The 22116-nt window shown below is 63.9% G+C and carries 15 protein-coding genes; 12 read left to right on the plus strand and 3 right to left on the minus strand.

The genetic code is table 11. The features are described from left to right. Nucleotides 1–33: 33 nt before the first annotated feature. From rimK to ileS, 3 genes are all read right to left on the minus strand, one after another. On the minus strand, nucleotides 34–939 hold the full coding sequence (gene rimK, locus G3446_RS03800; protein ID WP_164451075.1) for a 30S ribosomal protein S6--L-glutamate ligase: 906 nt from the start codon (nucleotides 937–939) through the stop codon (nucleotides 34–36). Nucleotides 940–1206: 267 nt separating this feature from the next. Beyond that, the gene (gene lspA, locus G3446_RS03805) at nucleotides 1207–1692 is read right to left on the minus strand and encodes a signal peptidase II (protein ID WP_164451076.1); all 486 of its coding nucleotides are present in this window, start codon (nucleotides 1690–1692) and stop codon (nucleotides 1207–1209) included. 79 nt (nucleotides 1693–1771) lie between these two features. Next, on the minus strand, nucleotides 1772–4603 hold the full coding sequence (gene ileS, locus G3446_RS03810) for an isoleucine--tRNA ligase (RefSeq protein WP_164451077.1): 2832 nt from the start codon (nucleotides 4601–4603) through the stop codon (nucleotides 1772–1774). A gap of 241 nt (nucleotides 4604–4844) precedes the next feature. On the opposite strand from ileS, the gene G3446_RS03815 reads away from it, so the two are divergent. From G3446_RS03815 to galE, 12 genes are all read left to right on the plus strand, one after another. Then, complete coding sequence (locus G3446_RS03815) at nucleotides 4845–6113, plus strand: cyclic di-GMP phosphodiesterase (protein WP_164451078.1); 1269 nt, start codon at nucleotides 4845–4847, stop codon at nucleotides 6111–6113. A gap of 170 nt (nucleotides 6114–6283) precedes the next feature. After that, complete coding sequence (locus G3446_RS03820) at nucleotides 6284–8434, plus strand: methyltransferase domain-containing protein (RefSeq protein ID WP_164451079.1); 2151 nt, start codon at nucleotides 6284–6286, stop codon at nucleotides 8432–8434. Nucleotides 8435–8623: 189 nt separating this feature from the next. Beyond that, entirely contained in the window at nucleotides 8624–9559 is a 936-nt protein-coding gene (locus G3446_RS03825; protein WP_164451080.1) for a hypothetical protein, read from the plus strand. A gap of 312 nt (nucleotides 9560–9871) precedes the next feature. Next, entirely contained in the window at nucleotides 9872–10768 is an 897-nt protein-coding gene (locus G3446_RS28915) for an EamA family transporter (RefSeq protein WP_164451081.1), read from the plus strand. A 15-nt stretch (nucleotides 10769–10783) separates the two neighbouring features. After that, nucleotides 10784–11815, plus strand: coding sequence for a biotin synthase BioB (locus G3446_RS03835; protein ID WP_164451082.1), 1032 nt, complete (start codon nucleotides 10784–10786; stop codon nucleotides 11813–11815). Between the two features lie 27 nt (nucleotides 11816–11842). Next, nucleotides 11843–13306, plus strand: a complete 1464-nt coding sequence (locus G3446_RS03840) for a coproporphyrinogen-III oxidase family protein (protein ID WP_164451083.1) — start codon at nucleotides 11843–11845, stop codon at nucleotides 13304–13306. 108 nt (nucleotides 13307–13414) lie between these two features. Continuing rightward, nucleotides 13415–13951, plus strand: a complete 537-nt coding sequence (locus G3446_RS03845) for a hypothetical protein (protein ID WP_164451084.1) — start codon at nucleotides 13415–13417, stop codon at nucleotides 13949–13951. Between the two features lie 203 nt (nucleotides 13952–14154). After that, nucleotides 14155–14358 carry a hypothetical protein gene (locus tag G3446_RS27540; protein WP_209262246.1) on the plus strand — a complete coding sequence of 68 codons (204 nt, stop codon included), beginning with the start codon at nucleotides 14155–14157 and terminating at the stop codon, nucleotides 14356–14358. Nucleotides 14359–15568: 1210 nt separating this feature from the next. Then, a complete protein-coding gene (locus G3446_RS03855) occupies nucleotides 15569–17653 on the plus strand; it encodes an HAD family hydrolase (protein ID WP_164451085.1) in 2085 nt (694 codons plus the stop codon). 259 nt (nucleotides 17654–17912) lie between these two features. Next, nucleotides 17913–20051, plus strand: a complete 2139-nt coding sequence (locus G3446_RS03860; RefSeq protein WP_164451086.1) for an FkbM family methyltransferase — start codon at nucleotides 17913–17915, stop codon at nucleotides 20049–20051. A 125-nt stretch (nucleotides 20052–20176) separates the two neighbouring features. Beyond that, nucleotides 20177–21136: a UDP-glucuronic acid decarboxylase family protein gene (locus G3446_RS03865; RefSeq protein WP_164451087.1), complete on the plus strand. Its 960-nt coding sequence runs from the start codon at nucleotides 20177–20179 to the stop codon at nucleotides 21134–21136. Then, on the plus strand, nucleotides 21133–22107 hold the full coding sequence (gene galE / locus G3446_RS03870) for a UDP-glucose 4-epimerase GalE (protein ID WP_164451088.1): 975 nt from the start codon (nucleotides 21133–21135) through the stop codon (nucleotides 22105–22107). The genes G3446_RS03865 and galE overlap by 4 nt, the downstream gene beginning before the upstream one ends. Nucleotides 22108–22116: the final 9 nt, after the last annotated feature.

The raw sequence follows: 22116 nt of genomic DNA on the forward strand, positions 1-22116 counted from the left end.
GGGGGCTCGCCAGGCGCCAAGCGCTTTGTGTGCTCAGCCTTGACCTCGCGTGCGCGTCTTGCCAAGTGCCGCGTTCTTTTCGATCAATTCTACGATCATTCCGGCCACGTCCTTGCCAGTCGTCGTCTCGATACCTTCGAGGCCCGGAGACGAGTTGACCTCCATGACGACGGGGCCGTGATTGGACCTCAGGATATCGACGCCCGCGACGTTCAGGCCCATGATCTTGGCAGCGCGGGTCGCGGTCGAGCGCTCCTCCGGGGTGATGCGGATGAGCGAGGCGTTGCCACCGCGATGGAGATTGGAGCGGAACTCGCCCTCCTTGGCCTGGCGCTTCATGGCCGCGACGACCTTGTCCCCGACCACGAAACAGCGGATATCGGCGCCGTTGGCCTCGCGAATGTACTCTTGCACCAGAATGTTCACCTTGAGCCCCATGAAGGCCTCGATGACGCTCTCGGCGGCCTTTTGCGTCTCGGCGAGCACCACGCCGATGCCCTGGGTGCCCTCGAGCAGCTTGATGACCAGGGGAGCCCCGCCGACCATCTTGATGAGATCCTGGACGTCGTCCGGTGCGTGGGCGAAGCCGGTGATGGGCAGTCCGATCCCCTTGCGCGAGAGCAATTGCAGCGAGCGCAGCTTGTCGCGAGCGCGCGTGATGGCCACGGACTCGTTGAGCGGATAGACCCCAAGCATCTCGAATTGACGTAGCACCGCGGTGCCGTAGAAGGTCACCGAGGCCCCGATGCGCGGGATGACGGCGTCGAAGTCCTTGAGGTTCTCCCCCTTGTAGTGGATCGAGGGGGCATGCGATGTGATATTCATGTAGCAGCGCAGCACATCGATGACCTTGGCCTCGTGTCCGCGCGTGCGTGCCGCCTCGACCAAGCGTCGCGTCGAGTAGAGGGAGGCGTTGCGCGAGAGGATGGCGATTCTCATAGGCGGCCTGGCGGTTGAGTGAGGTTAGGTGAGACGAGCGCCACGAGGTGGAAGGCGGGCTCATGAGCAGGGGTGGCGGTCTGCGTTGCGGATTGCCTCCTGCACAAGCGCCGGGTCTGGCCTTGGAGGCGCCGTCCGCCCGCCCGTAAATCATAGCGAAATCCCGCGATGAATACCGGCTAGGCGGACGCTGCTGACATGGGGCTCGGACCCCGAGCGGCGTCTCATGGCGGAACGGACCGATGTCTCAGGAAAACCGATCCCCTGCTAGCGCGGCTCTCGATCGGAGCGCAGCATGGTCAGGATGAGCAGTCCGACGCCGAGCGTGATGGCGCTGTCGGCGATGTTGAACGCCGGCCAGGGGTTGAAGATGGCCAGTGGAATGACCGGCAGATAGACCTGAATGAAATCGACCACATGCCCGAGCAGCACGCGGTCGATGAGGTTGCCGACGGCGCCGCCGATGAGGAGTGCCAGGCCCAGTGCCTGCGCCGTCTCGCCGCGCTTGAGCCTCAGGAGCCAGAGCGTCAGCACCAGCGTGACCACGACGGCGAGCAGCGCGAATAGCCAGCGCTGCCAGCCGCCGGCGCTGGCGAGAAAGCTGAACGCCGCCCCCGTGTTGAACATCAGGGTCAGGTTCAGATTCGGGATGATGGGAACGACCTCGAAGGGTGCCAGCATCGCCAGCACCAGCCATTTGGTCGCTTGATCCAGCAGCAGGATCGCTAAGGAAAGCCAGAGCCAGTTTTTCAAGTCAAGCCTCGAGATTGTGGTGTCCCGCACGGTCGTCGGGCCGCCTTCAGCGTCGGGCGCTCAGCCGCCCGGGTCCGTGCTAGGCGTAACGTCTTGCCTCTCCCGCGCCTGTGACATTTTCGACGCAGCGGCCGCACAGCTCCGGGTGGTCTTCGTGGCTTCCCACATCTGGGCGATGGTGCCAGCAGCGCACGCATTTGCCATGGGCCGATGGCGTGACCCGAACGGCGAGGCCGTCCTTCTCCGTCGCGCTCGCATCCTCCGGGCGCTCGCTGAGTGGATGGAGCGCCACCGCCGAGACGATGAGCGCGAAGCGTTGCTCGTCGCCGAGACGCGCGAGCAGGCCGAGAAGGTCCTCGGAGCAATAGAGCGCGATCTCGGCGTCGAGCGACGAGCCGATCTGACCGGCCTTGCGCGCCGCCTCCAGCGCGGGACCGATGGCGATCCGGGTGGCGATGACCTCATCCCAGAAGCCACGGTCCATGGGATCACCTTGGTCGAGCGCGACGAGCCCCGGATACCAGGTCTCGGTGAAGATGGTCTCCCCGCGCTCGCCCGGGATCTCCCTCCAGATCTCCTCGGCGGTGAAGCTCAGGATGGGCGCGAGCCAGCGGCTCATGGCCTCGATGACATGGTACATGGCGGTCTGGCAGGAGCGCCGCGGCAGACTGTCGGCCGGCGTGGTGTATTGGCGGTCCTTGATCACGTCCAGATAGAAGCCGCCCATGTCGACGACGCAGAACTGCTGCACCTTCTGATAGATCAGGTGGAGCTGGTAGTCCTGATAGGCCTTGATGACCTCCTGTTGCAGCCGATAGGCGCGGTCCACGGCCCAGCGGTCCAGCTCGACCATCTCCTCGGGCGCGACCAGGTTGGTGGACGGGTCGAAGCCGTTGAGGTTGGCGAGCAGGAAGCGCGCGGTATTGCGGATGCGCCGATAGGCATCCGCGGTGCGCTTGAGGATCTCGTCGCTGACGCTCATCTCGGCGCGATAGTCGGTGGCGGCGACCCAGAGGCGGATGATGTCGGCGCCCAGGGTCTTCATGACGTCCTGGGGCCGCACGACATTGCCCTTGGACTTCGACATCTTCTCGCCCTTGGCGTCCACCGTGAAGCCGTGGGTGAGCACCTGCTTGTAGGGCGCCCGCCCGTGCATGGCGACCGAGGTCATGAGGGAGGACTGGAACCAGCCCCGATGTTGATCCGAGCCCTCCAGGTAGAGGTCGGCCGGGCTGTGTAGCCCGTCCCTGTGCTCCAGCACGCAGGCATGGGTGACGCCCGAGTCGAACCAGACGTCGAGCGTGTCGTGCACCTTTTCGTATTGGGCCCCTTCCTCCTCGCCGAGCAGGTCGGTCGGCTCGAGCGCGAACCAGGCCTCGATCCCCTTCTCTTCGACGCGCTTGGCGACGGCCTCGATCAGCTCTGGAGCGCGCGGATGTGGATCCGCCGTCTCCTTGTGCACCAGCAGGGTGATGGGGACGCCCCAGGTGCGCTGGCGGGAGATACACCAGTCGGGCCGTCCGCGGACCATGCCGTCGATGCGGCTTTGACCCCAATCTGGCATCCAGTGGACCTTTTGAATCTCGGCGAGGGCCGTCTCCCGCAGACCCTGCTTGTCCATGCTGATGAACCACTGAGGCGTTGCGCGAAAGATGATGGGGGTCTTGTGCCGCCAGCAATGCGGATAGCTGTGCGTGAACCGCGTCTCCAGCAGCAGTGCGCCGCGCTCCTTGAGCGTCTCGACCACGTGCTCGTTGGCTTGAAAGACGTTCTCGCCCGCGAACAGCGGGGTATCCGGCAGGAACCTGCCGTCGCCTCCGACGGGATTGTGGACCTCTAGCTTGTAGCGTTGCCCGACCAGGTAGTCTTCCAGACCATGGCCAGGTGCCGTATGGACGGCACCCGTACCTGCGTCCAGCGTGACGTGCTCGCCGACGATGACGGGGACCTCGCGGTCGTAGAAGGGGTGGCGGAGCTGCAGGCCCTCGAAGTCGATGCCGCGCGCATAGCCGACCACCCGGTAGTGCTCGATCCCCCAGCGGTCCATGGTGTCCTTCAGCAGCCCCTCGGCGACGATGAGGCGCTCCTGGCCCTGCTCGGTCTGGGTCTCGACGACCACGTACTCCAGCTCCGCGTTGAGCGCGACTGCTTGGTTCGCCGGCAGGGTCCAGGGCGTGGTGGTCCAGATGACGACGGACGCGGGTCCCTCGCCGCAGCCGGATGGCGTGCCGTGGCAGCGGTCCTTCAAGGCGTCCGAATCGACGAGCGGGAAGCGCACGTCGATGGCGATGGACTCCTTGTTCGCGTACTCGACCTCGGCCTCGGCGAGCGCCGAGCCGCAGTCGATGCACCAGTGCACGGGCTTCTCGCCCTTCTGCAAATGGCCGTTGGCGACGATGCGCCCCAGGGAGCGGATGATCTCCGCCTCGAAGGCGAAATCCATGGTGAGGTAAGGACGATCCCAATCGCCCAGGACGCCCAGCCGCTTGAAGTCCTGCCGCTGGTTGTCCACCTGCTTGCTGGCGTAGTTGCGGCAGGCCACCCTGAAATCGGCCGCGCTGATCTTCTTGCCGGGCTTGCCCTTCTTCTTCTCGACCTGAAGCTCGATGGGCAATCCGTGACAGTCCCAGCCAGGCACATAGGGCGCGTCCAAGCCATCCAGCGTGCGCGACTTGACGATGATGTCCTTGAGCACCTTGTTGACCGCGTGACCGATGTGGATCTCGCCATTGGCGTAGGGCGGGCCGTCGTGCAGGATGAAGGTCTCCGCACCGGCGCGCGCCTCGCGAATCTGGGCGTAGACGTCCAGCGATGCCCAGCGCTTGAGCATCTCAGGCTCACGCTGGGCGAGATTGGCCTTCATCGCGAAGGCGGTCTTGGGGAGGTTCAGGGTGCTTTTGTAGTCAGTCACTTCAGGTCGGTCTCGAAAGCGTCGAAGGTTCGAGGGGCTGGGTAGGCCTGCAGGCTACGAGTCGCGCGTCGCAGAATCAAGCAGACGGGTCGACCTCGCGCGCGTTGCGCAGATGCGCCGACGGACGTGTGCGGTGGCTCGGGAGACTTGGAGGCCCGTTCGGGGATGCTATTCTAGCGGCTGCGGTTGGGGGCTGGGACTTCACCTAGCGGAATTCGATTCACTGCGCGGGCTTAGCGGTTTGAGCGATAAGATCGTCGACATTAGCCAGTTGCGGGTCGGCATGTTCGTGCAGCTGGATCTTTCGTGGATGGACCATCCCTTCCTGAGCAGCAGCTTCAAGATTCGCTCTCGTCGGCAGCTGGAGGCCCTCAAGGGCCTCGGGCTGAGCGAGATCCGTATCGACCCCGATCGCAGCGATCGGCAGCCGCTTCCAGAGCCCGAGGAGAATTCTACTCCGACGGCGGGCACTGAGGTGAAGGAAGATCTGACCGCCGCGCTGTGGGAGGAGAAGACCGAGCGGATTCGCAAGCTGAAGGAGCGGCGCAGCCGCCTCAACCTGTGCGCCAAGCGCTACGTCCAAACAGTGGGTGCGGCGCGCAAGCTGATGTCGCATCTGCGCGCCTCGCCCATTCGGGCGGCCGAGGAGGCGACTGAGCTGGTGGCGCAGATCGTCGATCAGCTGACCGAGGATTCCGAGACCACGGTGCAGCTCGTCAACCTCAAGAATCAGGACGAGGGCAGCTACCATCACGCGATCAATGTCGTGGCGCTCGCCATGGTCCTGGGCCAGAAGCTCGAGCTGGACAAGCCCCAGCTGCGTCTACTCGGCCTCGGCGCCCTGTTCCACGACCTGGGACACCTCAAGATCCCGAGCCAGATCCTGCTGAAGAAAGAGGCCTTGACCCAGCCGGAGCGCCAGTTCTATGCCCAGCATCCGCGCTATGGGGCGGAGCTGGCGCGTCAGATCAAGACCTTGCCAGCAGCCGTCGTCGAGATCATCGCCCGCCATCACGAGCACCTCGATGGGAGCGGCTACCCCGAGGGCTTGAGCGCCAAGGACATCGGCACGCTGACGCGCATCGTGACGGTCGTGAACCGCTACGACAACCTCTGCAATGGATTTACCGCGGATCGCGGGCTGTCGCCGCATCAAGCGGTCTCGCACATGTACTCCAAGGAGCGTGGGCAGTACGACCCCAAGGTGCTGACCACCTTCATCACCAACCTCGGCGTCTACCCGCCCGGGACAATCGTGAAGCTCGACGACGGCCGCATCGCCGTCGTCATGTCCATCAACGCGGACGATCTGCTCAAGCCGAATGTCCTGGTGTACGCGCCCGAGATCCCCTCGACGGAGGCGCCGGTTCTCGATCTCGCGGAGGAGGGTGTCGGCATCAGCGAGAGCCTGCGCCGCTCCGACTTGACGGCCGAGCAGATCGAGTATCTCAACCTGTCTGATAAGCTGACCTACTACTTCCAATCCCCGAAAGGGACGGTGTCACGCTGAATCTCGGCGGGCCGCCGTTGTCAGCGTCGCCCCGGAGTGGTCCGGGAGCGGACCTTTGCGATAGTCTCTGCACGGCGCGCGCAGCCCTCGGGCGCTTGTCGTCCCCATCGGTCCATGCTCGACTTGCCAAGATCACCAGTTGAAGGAGCCCCAGCTTGGGTCATCGTCCAATGAAAACTTCGTTCCTCGCGTCAGTCGTCCTATGCGCCTCCTTGGCAGTCTCGGTGACGGTCTCGGCGGGGCAGACACTTCAGGTGCCGCTGCCAGGCAAGCATTCCATCGTGCGTCTCGGCGCGGTTCCGGATCCGGTGACGGAGACGGGACGCGAGATCGCCGGAATGCTGCTGGAGGGGCTCGAGCAGGGTAGCCCCGCGCCTGTGTCCGACGCGATCGAGCGACTCGATCGCGTCGTCGGGCGGGAGAATGTCGGTGGAAGCTATTCGGCGATGCGCTGGCTCGCTCAGGCATGGCTGGCGGCGAAGTCGAAGGGTATCGACCAGGCGCGCCCGGAGCCGGTGATGGATCGCGTCTATTTCGACTTCTTCCTCAACGAGGACGCGGCGAATTTCAAGGAATACCTTCAGCGCAAGTACGCGGTCGGAGATTTCCAGGTGGGCGATCCGGAGGCGCACATGGACCGCCGGACCTTCCTGGAAGACATGCTGATGTTCAACAATCCGGCGCGCTCGCAATGGGATGCGACCGAGCAGGTCGTGGAGACCGTCAAGACGCTCGAGCCGCCGGTGAAGTCGGTGATCGATGTCGGAGCCGGATTCGGCTATTTCTCACAGCGTTTCGCCGAGGCCTTGGGCGAGGGCGCGACCGTTTTCGCCGTGGATACCCAGGAGGCCTACGTGGAGGCGTTGGGGCGGATCGTCGGGCAGTACGGCATTGGCGGCGTGCAGCCGGTCCTTTCCACCGAGGACGACGTCAGCGTGCGTGAGCCGACGGATCTGGTCTTCGTCTCGTCCCTCTACCACGTGCTCTACGCCTGGAGTCAGCCGACGCAGCGCGATGCCTTCATGGCGACCCTGGACAAGTCGCTCAAGCCGGGCGGCTATCTCGTCATTCTCGACAATCGCGACAACGCCGGGGCCTCCCTGCACAACTCCTTCCTGAGCAGGGACTTCGCGGTCGCGCAGCTCTATCACTATGGTTTCGAGCTGGTCCGAAGCGAGAATCTCTCTCCCTATCGCTACTTGCTGGTGCTGCGTAAGGCTGCGCCAGAGGCGCCCAAGCCACCCGTCTATGCGGTGTCTGAGGGTCAAGACCGGATCGCGGTCAGTGGGAGCGACTCGGTCGTCCATATCGGGAGTCTGGACTCCTTCGACATCACACCGTCCGGCATCGCCGCGGGGAAGCTGCTGCTCGAGGCGCTAACCGACGCCGACGTGGAGGCGGCCCGGGCCGCGGTGGATCTCTACGGGAAGACCATCCCGACGGAGAACTTCGGCGGAGAATACACGGCGCTGCAGTGGGTCGCCGAGTATCTCGCCGGCTCCGAGAGCGATCGCAAGGCCCTGACTCAGGACCCCCTGGCCGCAGAATTCTTGGCCTATCTCGCCGCCGACGATTATCAGCTGTTGAAGAATTATCTCGCTCGCAAGTACAAGCTGCAGGCCTCGGGGCTCACGGTCGAGGAAGCGACGGACGAAAAAACCCGTGAGATCGGCATCGTCAGGCGTCAGGCGTTGGAGGACTTCATCCTCTTCAACAATCCGCGCCGGGAGTCCTGGGAGAAGTCATCGCGCATCCTGGAGCTGCTGCCATTGAAGGCGGGTGACACCATCGTCGACCTCGGCAGCGGGCCCGGCTACTTCAGCTTCAAGTTTGCCGAGCGGGTCGGTCCCGAGGGGGTGGTTTATGCCCGGGACACCAAGCAGATGCACATCGACTATCTGAGCGAGCTGGCGAAGAAGTGGGATATCGAGAACATTCGCGCCGCCGTGTCGAAGACGGATGGGTTCGAGGTCGATGCGCCGGGCACGGCAGATGTGGTCTTCATGTGCTCGCTGTACCACATCATCTATGCGGTCTCTTCCCAAAGCCAGCGTGACGGTATGATAGAGGGCATCGTCAAGGCGCTGAGACCGGGCGGCAAGTTCGTCGTCGTGGACAACGGGCCAGTCGATCAGGGCAAACTGCCCTATCACGGACCCTATATTCGCCGAGAGCTGATTCGCTCGCAGCTGGAGGCCTATGGCTTCACCTACGAGTGGGCGCAGCAGATCATTCCGCAGCGCTACCTCATGGTCTTTTCGCGAGGCGCGGGCGAGGCCGCGGCGGGTGCTGGCACTCGAGAGGGCTCGGGGCGCCGATAGGAGTGCTTGGCCATTGTTGGCGGGCCTTGCCTCGCCGGATCTCGGATCGCAGCGCGAGTTTGGCGGTCTGACTGCGAGGTGTGTCTCTCGAGGCCGCCATGGCGCCTCAGCGCAGCAAGGCCAGGGCAGGTCGACGAGCTCTTGTAGCATCAGCCAATCTACCCCATTCAAACGATTCGAGAAGCAAGCATGAAGACGCCCCAGTCATCGACCATCCTGAGCTCCATTGCCTTGGCGGCCTCCCTGGTCGCGATCACGATTCAGCTCCCCCCGTTGAAAGGCTATGTCGCGTCCCTGGCGGGCGGGGAGCGCGCGGGAGCCCCCAGCGTCGCCCCTCTCTCCGTCAAGGCCGTGATCGGCTCGGAGCCGGAGGAGGCGAGTGCCGAGGACTCCGCGGCCGAGCAGCCTGTCCTCGAGACCTTGGATCAGCAGGCGCGTCGTATCGCCATGCTGGAGAGGCAGCTTTCGCAGCTCGAGCGTCTGATCCGCTCCGCCGGGCTGGACGCCGCCGCGCCTCATCTGCTGCCGCCGCCCGGCAGCACCCGGCCGCTGCTAGCCCACATCGGCGAGGAATATGCGACGCGCGCTCGCTTCGAAGAGCGGCGCAAGCAGCTGCTGGAGCGCTCGCAGCGGATGCGCCAGCGTGACATGGACGCCTACGGCGATGAGAGCTACCAGGCGATCGCGGATCTCTATGCGCAGGCCCGCCCCATGCGCGGGAATGCGACGCCGGAGCAGAAGGCTGCAAGGGAAGCGGCGTTGAGCACGCTCATGACCGAGTATCCCGAGGCCTATTCCACCAGTGTCGCGGTCGCCGAGCAGGCACTGGATGCCGCGATCAATCGTGACACTCAGGGCGCCGAATCCTATTACGAATCCCTCGTCGAGGCCTCGCCCTACTCGGAAGTCGTGACCGAGCAAGGCATCAACGCCATTCCGACCCTGCAGACCTATCTTGCGCGCCAGTACGTGGAGGAAGGGCGCTATGACGAGGCGACCGCCGTGCTCGACGCCCTGAGCGCGCAGTCCGACAGCATCATCCTGGAGCCCAATGACATGGGTGAGCCGACCGCGCGGACGGCGCAGGACATCGTCAACGAACTGCGCGACAAAATCGCCCAGTAGACCGAGATCTGGCAGTCTTGCCGCGGCGCTGAGATCGAGCTGATATGTCGTTGCTGGGACCTGTCAGTTTGCGGGCGCAATCGGATAGCCGCTTTCGGGCTCCGAGACAGGGGCCGTGCTCGGTTGGGCGGCCTCGGATACCGTTCCGAGGAATGGTCTTGAGGCATGACAGAAACGACAAAAACTGCGGTGAATTCGACTGACTTCGCTGCCGTATATTGCGAGGAGTATGAGCCAGTGGGAGTTGTTGGACCGCAGGATCGGAATGGGCGGCGCGCGGCGCGGGCCGTCCGGCGGCTAGGGTAGTTCGTCGTGGGCCTCGAGCTTGTCGGTATTCTTGCCGCGCTTGGATCTGCCGCGACCTGGGCCGTTGGGGCCTTGATGCTGAAGCCCTTCGCCGAGCGTCTGCCGGCGATGGGCCTCGCCTTCGCGAAAGGTGTCTTCGGCTTGGTGCTCCTCGGTGGAGCCATGCTGCTGATCGGCTCCGAGTCCATCACCTGGCCGGTATTCTCGGTGCTGTTCTTGAGCGGTGTGCTCGGCATCGGCGTGGCGGACACCCTCTTCTTCAAGGCGCTCCGCGAGCTATCGTCGCACTCTGTGGTGCAGTTGATGCTCCTGGGCCAGGTGGCCACCATCGGCATGGCGGTGGTGTTTCTCGGCGAGATGCTGGGGTGGCTGCAGTGGGTTGGGGTGGCGCTGGTGATTCTCGGTGTGGCCGTGGTGCTCCTCGGGCCGGCCGAGGACGGTGACGGCCACGCGACGCGACGCGGTGTCTTCTTCGGTTTGGTGTCGGTTCTATCGATGGCTGCTTCCGTGACCATGGCCAAGGGCGTCTTAGACGAGGTCGACGCGCTGACGGCCACCTTCCTACGGATCTCCGGTGGGGTGGTGTCGCTCTTTCTGCTCGCGCCCCTCTTCTATCTCGGCAAGGGGAATTGGCTGAGTCCGCTGTTGTCGGACTGGCGGCTCGCATTGAGATTTTGTGCCATTGCAACCTTCGTGACCTTCGGCGGCTTCTTCCTCTCGCTGCTGGCCATGAAGTTGACGCCACTGGCGATCGCGAACACGCTGCTGTCGACCGAGCCCTTGTTCGTGCTCTTGATCATGGCGATTTTCTACCGGGAGAGGCCGGATCCGCGTCGGTTGGCTGGGAGTTTGATCGGTGTTCTTGGGGTCGGATTCATCTCGGCCCAGAGCATCATGACGTAAAGCGAGGTCGTATCGATGAAAACCAATGAAGAGGTCCAGCCACAGGATCTGCCAGCCATCTGCTCGCAGCTCCTCGCCGGAGACCTTTTCGACGAGCCCGTCAAGGCGGCGCTGAGCGCGCGTGGGGCGGCGCAAGAGAAGCTATTCGAAATTGCCCGCGAGGCGCGTCTGAAGGGCTTCCCGGACGGCCGCGCCGAGATTCGCAGCGTGGTCGAGATCTCCAACATCTGCAAGCAGCGCTGCAACTACTGCAACATCGGCTGCGAGGATACGAAGAAGTTCGTCATTCCATCGAACGACCTGCTCGATATCGCCTCCTTCCTCTATCACGAGAAGCGCCGGCGCGTCCTATTGCTGCAGTCTGGCGAGAACAAGGACAAACGCTTCGTCTCCAACGTCATCCGTGCTTGCGGTCTGATCAAGGACAAGATGCCGGATCTCGAGCTGATCGTCTGCATCGGCAACCTGAGCCGTGACCAGTATCGGGAGCTGCGTGAGACGGGCGTCGAGCGGTATCTGTTGAAGATCGAGGCGTCCAGGCCGTCGCTCTACGAAAGGGTGAAGCCGAACGATCGCTGGGCCGAGCGCCGCCGCTGCCTCGACGACCTCGCGGAGCTGGGCTTCTTGGTCGGGAGCGGCATCATCGTCGGCCTGCCTGGCCAGACGGAGGACGATCTGGTCGCCGATCTCAGGTTCCTGTCTGACCTGCAGCTGCACATGGTGAGCGCATCTGTCTTCATTCCCGGTCAGCATACGGTCTACGAAAGCATGCCTTGCGGGGATGTCGAGACCACGCTCAACTTCATGGCGCTGCTGCGCGTCATGAATCCGACCGCGCTCATGCCGACCACCAGCTCGCTGGAGAAGCTCAAGGCGGATGGGCAGTATCTCGGCATCATGGCCGGGGCCAATACCGTCACCATCCACGACGGCACGCCTCAAGCCTTCCAGAGCCTGTTTCCGATCTACGATGAAAAGCGCTACCGGCCGAACGACGACCACCTTCGTGAGATCGTAGAGCGCGCTGGGCTGCAGCTCGCGGCCTAGATCCCTCTGAGCAGCGAGGAGAGAACGATGAGCGAAATGAGAGCGACCAAAGAGACCTCGAGCGGCCAGACTCACAGGGAAAGCGTCGAGAGCCGTGTCAGGGACTTCAATACCTTGCGCGAGCTGGGACTGATCGCAAAGTCGGGCGATTTCTTCCCCTCCGTGCATTACCCCCCCATCACCATGTATCCGGAGGCCGAAGAGGAGGAGCTGCTCGGCGACTTTGTGCCCCCGGCGGATGGCGTCTTCGACGTCTATCTACACCTGCCGTTCTGCGAGCAGCGTTGTCTCTTCTGTCACTACCCCGTCAAGTTCGGCAAGTTCGGGGACAGCGTCCGGGACGAGACCGAGACCTACCTGGACGCCCTGGCGATCGAGATGGACCTCTTCAGGAAACGGATCGGCATCCCGATGTTCAAGGCGCGCTCCATCCTCGTCGGTGGTGGCACGCCAACCTTGCTCGCGCCAGTGCAGCTCGAGCGGATGTTCCGGGACTTCAAGGAGCGCGTCGATTGCTCCGCGGCGACCCAGTTCAATTTCGACGTCGATCCAGGCACCTTGACGGACGAGAACGGCGAGGAGCGCCTGCGCATCATGCGCGATCACGGCGTCGACCGCGTCACCATCGGCATCCAATCGCTAGACGACGACATCTTGCGGAAAATGCATCGTCCGCACGACGTCAAGACCGCTCTGGCCTCGATCGAGGCGTGCCGAAAGTACGGCTTCCAGATCAACATCGAGTTCATCTTCGGCTACCCCGGCCAAACGGTCGAGTCCTGGGCGCGGATGATCGAGGAGGCCGCGCAGCTCGATGTCGACGAGATCCAGCTCTACCGTTTGAAGATCGAGGCCTACGGCGATGCCCAGGGGCCGATCCGCAAGGTCGCCGCCCTGCGTCCGGAGGAGCTGCCGCCCTTCGAGGAGGCGATCCGCATGAAGCAGAGCGCGATCGAGATCCTCGGCCAGTACGGCTTCAAGGAGAATCTGCGTCGCGTCTTCTCGAAGAAGCCCGAGCACTATTCGCACTATGCGCACAATCAGTGCTGTCAGCTCTATGACCAGGTCGGCTTCGGCCTCACCGCCTTCTCGAGTCTGCACGATCGTTTCCTGCTTAACACCCAGACTTTCGAGGATTACTATCGCCGCATCGGCGAGGGTCGGCTGCCCGTCAACCGCGGAATCAAGCGCAATGCGGAGGAGCAGCGCCGCTGGGCCGTCGTCCTGCCGCTCAAGAACCGCGATGTCGACAAGGCGCAGTACGAGGCGCTGACCGGTGTCCCCTTCGAGCAGTCCTTCCCCGAGCTCTGGTCCAAGCTACTCGCGCATGGACTCGTGGAAGACAAGGGTGGTTTCGCGGGGCTGACGCAGCGGGGAGCTTTCTTCGCCGATGAGATTTGCCATCAATTCCATGCGGAGCAGTTCATCCCTTTCGAGCGCGATGAGTACGCAAGCGGGCCGCTCAATCCCTATCGGGTCGAGGCTGGCTGACTCCGGCGCTCGGGCGTCGATTCGGGCGTGATCGCTAGTGGCCTCGGGTACCGATGAGGAAGGTGAGCTTGCTTGCGGGGAGCATCGCGACACAGGAAGCCTAGAATCATGAAGCTCTCATCCTTGCGCCCCCGGGCCATTCTCGCCGTCTTGATCGCTGGAATCGTATCCGCGCCAGGATGCGCGGAAGGGCCGCCGCGCCGCGGCGGCCCGAATGGCGGGCCGCCGCCGCAGGCCCTCGATGCATGCGCGTCACGTCCGGCCAATGCGTCCTGCTACTTCGAGCACGACGGACATGCGATCACAGGGAGCTGTCAGGAGCGCGGTCGGGACTGGGTCTGTGTTCCCGACCGCGAGCCGCCAGGCGGGCGCGGCGCTCCCGGAGACGCCATGGTGCTCGGTGGGGCCACTGCCGCGGCCAGCACTCAGGGCCCACCGTCGCGGGGCCAGCGTCAGCTGCCACCGCAAGAAGCCATTGATGCCTGCCGCATGCTGCTCTCAGGTGCGAGCTGCGTGGTGCAGACGACACGGGGCGGTATCGATGGGCGCTGCTCCTACAGTGGCGAGACCCTGGCCTGTATCCCGAGCGACCCTTCCCACCGTCCGATTGGCGGGCCTGAAGGCCCAGCGATGGGCGACCTCTGACCCCTGAATCGTCCGGGACGAGAGAGGCGCGAGCGACGTCGTCCCGAGCGGCGACTGCCGACCGCTTCGGGGCTAGCTCGGCTGCTCGGCCCAGGCCGGACCTCGCCTTGGCGAGGTCCGGCCTGGCGCTCCGTTCTATGGGCCGCGCGGTGGCAGCAGCAGCGGCAGGACGTGAGGAATGATGCCTGCCGGACCCGGGGCTGGTGGGGCAGGGCGTGGCCCTGGGCCTGGAGGGTGTCCCGGCCCGGGACCATAGCCGTATCCATAGCCAGGCGGTCCTGGTGCCCAGCCTGGGCGTCCGCCGGGTCCGCCGGGTCCGCCGGGACCTGGGCCTGGGCCACCTGGTCTATAGCCGGGGCCGCCAGGCCCTCGTGGTGGACGTCCCCCAGGGCCTTGGGCCAGTCTGATGGCCTGATCTTCGCCGTTGGCTCCACCTGCTCGGGCAGTCTGGTCAGGCGCCAGGGTGACGGCGACCCGACTCGCGCTTCCTCCCGGCGAGTCGTTGTCGATTGCATCTGAGCGCTCGATCGCGGCATGGCCAACGGTGGATGCGCTCAGGGTGAAGGCTAGCAAAGGAAGCAAGGTCTTCGTCATCTCGAAACCCTCGGTCATCGATGAAGTCGCTCGGCCGGCCCCGGTAAGCCCGCAACTGAGGTGCGGAAACCGGGGGCCGTGGATCATTCGCCTCTTGGGTCGTTGGCGACTGGCTTCTGCCGGGCTCGGGCGTGCTTAGGGATGAAGCGCCCCTCACGGCAGTCCTACCCAAGAATCAGGCTGCTTCAGGGGATTGGCCCCGCTTGGCCAGTCGCAACTGCCATGCTACTCCGTCTGGTGCCGCGGGACATCCGTCATCGCGGTGGCCCGGCAAGTCGTTCTTTGGGCGATTTCTGTCAATTCCCATACCATCTGGCTTGTCTTGACGCCCGCCTTCTGTGTCGCCCCGCCCGTCACATCGCCCAGTGATGCTCCTGTCGGCGCTCCTTGAAGGCGGACCTCAACCCGGCGCCACCTGTTATAAGAATTTGCGGCAAGCGTCTTAGGGCGCTGTGCGCCAAGGCTGTTTAGAGGCGAAGCCGCTTTATCCTAAGAATAGAGCTGCCAGCTTCCTGCCTCCAGCGACCAGCTTTTTCCGATCGATCAGTTGGCCGACACGGCGTGCCCGCCCGAGCTCACCCAATGGGTGAAGGCTTCGCCAGGCGAGGACCTAGGCAAACCAACAGCTGGAGGCTGGCCGCTGGCGGCTGACTGCTCTTTCTCGGTTTATCGGTCACGCGCTCCGTTGATGCGTTTAGAATACGCGGCTGATCCCGATCGGGCTGCTCGGTCGGGGATGGCTGCTGCCCGTCTCCGCGAGTGAGCCAAGTGCTCCGGGCATTGCAGCCCGCGTCGTGCTGGCTGCGGTATCGCGCCCGGGCTGGACATTGTCCGATGCCAAGTGGCAAGGCCGATAGAGACTCCTGGGCGCGAGCGGCGCTGGGCGTCTGTCTCCCGGCTCTCGCCGCGCATCGCTCGGCCCCAGCGAATCCGAGGGTCGCCGTTGGTGCTCGGCCGTCATCGGGCGTCCGGGCATGTTCGGGTATGTTATTGACACGAGAGCACCCCCTTGAGTGCGCGAGCATGAGTCCAGGAAAGGTCTATTCATTCGACATCTTCGAAACCTTGTTGACACGGCGCACGGCGACTGCGGTTGGGGTTTTCTGTGTGATGCAGCATGAGCTGCGGGCGCGTGATCGTCCCGAGCTCCCGCTTCAGCTCGTCGAAGAATTCTTCGAGATCAGGACGTCCGCAGAGCGGCGCGCGCGCAAGCGCTCGGATCTCGACGAGATCGATCTCGACCAGATCTACGCCCAGATCGCCAGCCGCTTTCCGGAGGTGCCTGTCGAGCTGATCGAGGAGATCAAGCGGCTTGAGCTGGACACCGAGGCCGAGCTCGTCGTTGGAATTCCGCGGAACATCGAGCGAGCTCACCGGCTGCTGGACGATGGGCATCGGGTCATCCTGGTCAGCGATATGTATCTCGGCGAGGAGGATCTGCGTCGCCTGCTCCAGGTCGTCGACGAGCGGCTGGCCAAGTGTCCCATCTATGTCTCCTCGCGCTTCAAGGAGACCAAGCTCTCGGGCGGTTTGTATCGCCGGGTGCTGGAGGCCGAAGGGCTGCGGCCGAGGCAGTTGGCCCACTATGGGCACAACCCGAGGTCGGACTACAAGTCGCCGCGTGCGCTGGGCATCCGGGCGACCCTGGACAAGACGCCGCTGCTCTTGGAGGTCGAGCACCATTACCTAGAAGAAAATCACCTCTTTTCCCAGCTCCTGGCGGGTGTCGGCAAGACGTATCGCATCCTGCACCCCGACGCCTCGCCACAGGCAATCGTGGGCGCCAGTCTGGCTGGCCCCATGTTCTACGGCTACATCCTGGACGTGCTCCTGCGGGCCAAGGCCCTCGGGCTGTCCCGGCTGTATTTCATCGCCCGCGACGGCATGGTCTTTCTCAAGATGGCCGAGGCGATCGCGCGCGAGCAAGGCATCGACATCGAGCTCAGATACCTCTACGGCTCGCGCCGCGCCTTTCGGCTTCCCTCGGTTTTCGAGATCACGCCGCGCGAGCATGGCTGGCTCGCGGAGCGCATCCCGGCCCTGTCCCTGGCGATGCTGGCCGAGCGCGTCGAGATGTCTCCCGAGGAGCTGCGCGCGCTGCTGCCAGAGTGGCTGCGGGGCGGTATCCAGGATCTGGATGCCTCTCTTTCCGAGGGGCTCACCAAGACCGTCCTGCGCCAGCTCAATTTGGTCCCGGCGATTCGGCAGCGGATCCTGGAGAATGCCAGGAAGGCGAGGGCGGAAGTGGTGGCCTATTTGTCCCAGGAGGGCTTCTTCGACGTCGACCGTGTCGGCACCGTCGACATCGGCTGGATGGGGGGCAGTCAGGACGCGCTCTACAAGATCGCCGCCTCGCACAAGCGGGATGTCGAGATCCAAGGCTTCTATTTCGGCCTCTTCCATTATTCGCCCTACACATCGACGAAGAACGCCAAGACGGCCTACGCCATCATCCCGAATCACACGGAAGACAACATCGTCGCCTTGCACACCGAGCTGCTCGCCCAGGCCGATCACGGCCAGACGATCGGCTTCAGGCGAGAGGAAGACGGCCGCGTCGAGCCGATTCTTCGCGACGATGGCGCCCATCTGCGCGACTGGGGTGTCGGCGACTTCCATGCGGGCGTCGATTGGTTCGCCCGGGAGTACGCGCGTCTGTCGCGCACCTATCCACTGGTCGCGCAGAGCTTCCTCAGTGTCATCCCGAGACTCTTTTGCGCCATGAAGAAGCCAAGCCCGCTGATTGCCGAGACGCTGGGCAGTATTCCCTATTCCGGGGACCACTGCGACCTGAGGCTGCGCGAGAGCGCTCCCGCCTTCGATCTTCGGCAGGCCTTTGCCTACAGCTTCTCGGAGCGGTACGAAAATCGGCGTTTGATGACCGAGTGGTACGAGGCCACACTCGCGCGCAGCGCCTTTCCCGTGAGGCTGGTGCTGAGACTGCACCCCCTTGCACAGGGGGCGAAATTCGCGCTCAAGCACTCGGTGCTGGTCGCCATCGACAAGCTCAAGGCGGCGCTCGACGACCTGATCAGCGAATACGAGGCGCGTACTCTGAAGACGCTCAGGGTCCGCAAGACCACGAGCCTCGATGATATGGATCCATGAGGACAGAATGGGCAGTCAGCCACCAGAGGCCAGCTTCCAGCCGCGGCCGTGTCGAGAGGGGCACCGGGCGACGACTTCATCCGCTCGGTCGGCACTGTCAAGCACCATGCGCCGGCAAGCCAGCTGTCGCACCTAAAGAGCTGGCCGCTGAAGGCTGGAAGCTGACCGCTCTTTCACAGAATAAGGGAACAGCAGAGAAGCATCCCGCCTACTAAGCCCCTTGGCCGCCGGGGGCGTCCGCCCTGGAGTACTGAGATCAATGAGCTCTCCCGCCGTCAGCGTTGCGCTGCCCGTCTATAACGTCGCTCCCCATCTGCGGGCCTGCCTAGACTCCATCATCGGGCAGGAATTCCAAGACATGGAGATCATCTGCGTCAACGATGGCTCGACGGATGAGTCGCCCGAGATCCTGGCGGAATATGCGGCCAAGGATCCGAGGATCCGCATCGTCAATCAGCCGAACAAGGGGCTGTCCTCGACACGCAATACGGCGCTGCAGCACGTGCGCGGGCGTTATCTGCTGCATGTGGACTCGGACGACATCCTGAGGCGGGACGCTGTGGCCTTGCTCTATGAGGAGTGTGAGCGGACCCAGGCGGATTTCATCGTCTTCTATCACAGCATGATCGAGGGCGATCGGGAATTCGATTCCTGGTACTACGATTTCGACCAGTGGAGCCTCGAGCCCAAGGCGACGCTGGAGCAGAAGCTGGAGATCCTCCACTACCACTACACCTGGTCGAAGTTCTTCCGCATGGACTTCCTCAAGCAGCACGACTTCCGCTTCCCGGACGGACTGCAGTTCGACGACAACATCTATCACTGGCAGGTGCTTCTCGCGGCGAAGAAGGTGGTCATCCTGCCGCAGAAGCTCTACCGCTATCGCATGCGCAGCGGGTCGATCATGTGGCACCGTGGTCGACACCATCTGGACATCTTCTACATCTTTGGCGAAGGCAAGCGGGTCTTCAAAGAGCGGGGCGTCTATGACGCAGTCTTCCGCGACTTCATGCAGTACAAGATGAGCCTGCAGTATTTCTGGATGCGCGATATCGAGCCGCGTTTCCGCTGGCAGGGATACAGCGGCATCCTGGAGGGAATGACGGAGGACGAGGAGCGCTTCGTTCGCGACCATGGCGAGGAATTGCTGGATCCCGAGGCCCTGCATTTCTACCGGCGGCTCTTCGCCTCCAGGCTCTATCGGCATGCTGGCCGCGTGCCGACCGTTGCCATGCTGGTGGCGCGGCGCTATCTCTCCTCGGCACGTGCGCGGACCCGCTCCGCGCTGCAGCGGGCCCGCGCGCGCGTCTCGGGCTGGCGCTGGATGCAGCCGATCAAACATCGCGTGCTGGGACGCCGTTTGATCATGGATCCTCAGTGCGCCGAGCTTGCGGCCCGTGCCAACGACTATCAGAGCGTGGCGACCTACTGGATCGACTTCTGGCGCTCCTACCTGCGTGAGCGCGAAGACGAGATGCCCAAGCTGCTGGAGGACGTCAAGCGGGGTCTGTCGGAGAACGATCAGGCGCTGGTCGATGTCTTCTACCGGATCTACGAGAAATATCTTCCGGAATGCGCCGACTACAGCAAGTTCATGCTGCACAAGGACCTGCTCTGGCGCCCGAAAGAGCGCTTCCTGCAGAGCACCCGGCCGGCAGTCCAGGTCGACAGCCGCTACCAGCCCTTCCTCGACGAGTATCCCTGGCTGTCCGCCGATGTCTTCGCGGCGCTCTACGGGACGCACTGCTTTCCGCGTGACCTGCGGGGGCGTCTCCGAGCCCATGGCGACGTGATCGACGCCGGCGCCTTCATCGGCGATTCGGCGGTGCAATTCGCCGACTTCTGCCCCAATGCCCGGGTGCTCGCGCTCGAGCCCGACCCGGTGAACTTCAAGCGATTGCAGGAGAACGTCAAGCAGTTCGGGCTGGATGGGCGGATCATCCCCGAGCCCGTGGGGCTCCATGACCACCAAGGCAGCTTCCAGATGCACCATCACGGGGTCACGGACTTCCCGGATCAGGGGACCAGCCTTCTGAACGACTTTCGGCAGGAAGATGGCGATCAGGGCGCGGACCTCATCACTTGCGAGCTGACGACCATCGACGCCTTGGTGGAGAAGCACGGCCTGCGTCCAGTGCTGATCAAACTGGATATCGAAGGGGTCGAGAAGGAGGCGCTGCTCGGTGCCCGAGAGACGCTGATGCGCTATCGTCCCGCGCTCATCGTCAGTGTGTATCATCACCCGAAGGACTTTTTCGAGATCAAGCCTTGGCTGGAGTCGCTCGATCTTGGCTACTGCTTCGCGTTCCGGCGCATCGATATGCAGGCGCCCGTCTCGGACATGGTGATGCTGTGCTATCCGCCGCTCGCGAGCCTGGGTGGGCGCGCAAGCGACTGAGAGGCTGCTGCGCGGCGAGCGCCGCAGCTTGCCTTTGTCCAGCCAATGGTGCGACGCGGACCCATGGGGCGAGAGAAGAATGACCTTCAGGTTTATTGGGGAGGCGTGACGATGAGAAGCTTGGCATGAAGACACTTCACAAACGAGTGCTGATCACCGGCGGCGCAGGCTTTCTGGGGAGCCGGCTGTGCGAGCGGCTGCTAGACGCGGACTGCGAGGTGCTGTGCGTCGATAACTTTTTCACGGCCACCAAGGACAACATCAGCCACCTGTTCGGCAATCCGCATTTCGAGCTGATGCGGCACGACGTGACCTTCCCGCTCTATCTGGAGGTCGACGAGATCTACAATCTCGCCTGCCCGGCGTCACCCGTGCACTATCAGTTCGACCCTGTCCAGACGACCAAGACCAGCGTGCATGGCGCCATCAATATGCTGGGATTGGCCAAGCGGACCAAGGCCAAGATCTTTCAGGCCTCGACCAGCGAGGTCTATGGCGATCCCGAGTACCACCCCCAGCCGGAGAGCTACTGGGGGCGGGTGAATCCGATCGGACCTCGGGCCTGCTACGACGAGGGCAAGCGCTGCGCCGAGACGCTCTTCTTCGATTATCACCGCCAGCATGGCCTGCGCATCAAGGTGGCGCGCATCTTCAACACCTATGGCCCAGGCATGCACCCCAACGATGGGCGCGTCGTCTCCAACTTCATCGTCCAAGCGCTCAAGGGAGAGCCCATCACCCTCTATGGCGACGGCATGCAGACGCGCTCCTTCTGCTATGTCGACGACATGATCGAGGGCTTCGTGCGGCTCATGGCGACCGAGGATGTGGTGACGGGTCCGATCAATCTCGGTAATCCCACCGAGTTCACCATGCGCGAGCTCGCCGAGAAGATCCTCCAGCTCACCGGCTCGCGCGCGAAGCTGGAGCAGCGGCCCTTGCCTCAGGACGATCCCAAGCAGCGCCAGCCCGACATCACCCTGGCGCGCGAGCATCTGGACTGGCAGCCCAAGATTCCACTCGATCAGGGCCTGCGCCTGACCATCGACTATTTCGAAAAGCTACTGGGCCGAGGGCTGCTATGACTCAGATTCTGGTGACGGGCGGCGCGGGCTACATCGGCAGCCAGACCTGCAAGGCACTGGCCGCGGCGGGCCATGCGCCAGTCGCCGTCGACAATCTGGTCTATGGCCACCCTTGGGCGGTGCGCTGGGGGCCACTGGAGGTCGGCGACATCTCAGATCGCGATTTCCTCGACGCCGTCATCGAGAAGTACAAGCCGGAGGCGGTCATCCACTTCGCCGCTTATGCCTATGTGGGGGAGTCGACGCGGGATCCGGGCCGCTACTATCGCAACAATGTGGCAGGCACCTTGACGCTGCTCGAGGCGATGCGCGATCAGGGTATTCCGCACATCATCTTTTCGAGCACCTGCGCGACCTACGGGAATCCCGAGACGACACCGATCGCCGAGGATCACCCGCAGCGGCCCATCAACCCCTATGGCGCCTCCAAGCTCATGGTCGAGCGCATGCTGGCGGATTTTCAGGCGGCCCATGGCCTTGGCTGGATCGCGCTGCGCTACTTCAACGCGGCTGGGGCGGATCCGGACGGCGAGGTGGGGGAGGCGCACGATCCCGAAACCCATCTCATCCCGCTCGCGCTGCAAGCGGCCCTGAGCGGGGAGCCTGTCCTCAAGGTGTTCGGCGACGATTATCCGACGCCGGACGGGAGCTGCATCCGGGACTACATCCACATCAGCGATCTGGCGGACGCCCACGTCCGAAGCCTGGGCTATCTGCGCGATGGCGGTGAGAGCGGCGCCTTCAATCTGGGGACCGGCAAGGGCGCCTCCGTCTTCGAGGTCATCGATTGTATCGAGCGGGTCTCGGGCCGGTCCGTGCCGCGCGAGATCGTCGAGCGCCGCGCCGGCGATCCGCCAGTGCTCTATGCGGATGCCCAGAAGGCGCAGCGCCTGCTCGGCTGGTCGCCGCGCTACACCGAGCTCTCCGAGACCGTTACGCATGCCTGGCGCTGGCTCCAGTCGCATCAATGAGTCGCGCGC

The organism is Thiorhodococcus minor (assembly GCF_010820565.1).
Classification (GTDB): domain Bacteria; phylum Pseudomonadota; class Gammaproteobacteria; order Chromatiales; family Chromatiaceae; genus Thiorhodococcus; species Thiorhodococcus minor.

Excerpts from the sequence above, each read along its gene's own strand:
- G3446_RS03835 (WP_164451082.1), top strand. The coding sequence starts at position 10,784 with ATGAAAACCAATGAAGAGGTCCAGCCACAGGATCTGCCAGCCATCTGC.
- G3446_RS03845 (WP_164451084.1), top strand. The coding sequence starts at position 13,415 with ATGAAGCTCTCATCCTTGCGCCCCCGGGCCATTCTCGCCGTCTTGATC.
- G3446_RS03820 (WP_164451079.1), top strand. The coding sequence starts at position 6,284 with ATGAAAACTTCGTTCCTCGCGTCAGTCGTCCTATGCGCCTCCTTGGCA.
- G3446_RS03860 (WP_164451086.1), top strand. The coding sequence starts at position 17,913 with ATGAGCTCTCCCGCCGTCAGCGTTGCGCTGCCCGTCTATAACGTCGCT.
- galE (WP_164451088.1), top strand. The coding sequence starts at position 21,133 with ATGACTCAGATTCTGGTGACGGGCGGCGCGGGCTACATCGGCAGCCAG.
- G3446_RS03840 (WP_164451083.1), top strand. The coding sequence starts at position 11,843 with ATGAGCGAAATGAGAGCGACCAAAGAGACCTCGAGCGGCCAGACTCAC.
- G3446_RS03855 (WP_164451085.1), top strand. The coding sequence starts at position 15,569 with ATGAGTCCAGGAAAGGTCTATTCATTCGACATCTTCGAAACCTTGTTG.
- G3446_RS03865 (WP_164451087.1), top strand. The coding sequence starts at position 20,177 with ATGAAGACACTTCACAAACGAGTGCTGATCACCGGCGGCGCAGGCTTT.
- rimK (WP_164451075.1), bottom strand. The coding sequence starts at position 939 with ATGAGAATCGCCATCCTCTCGCGCAACGCCTCCCTCTACTCGACGCGA.
- G3446_RS03825 (WP_164451080.1), top strand. The coding sequence starts at position 8,624 with ATGAAGACGCCCCAGTCATCGACCATCCTGAGCTCCATTGCCTTGGCG.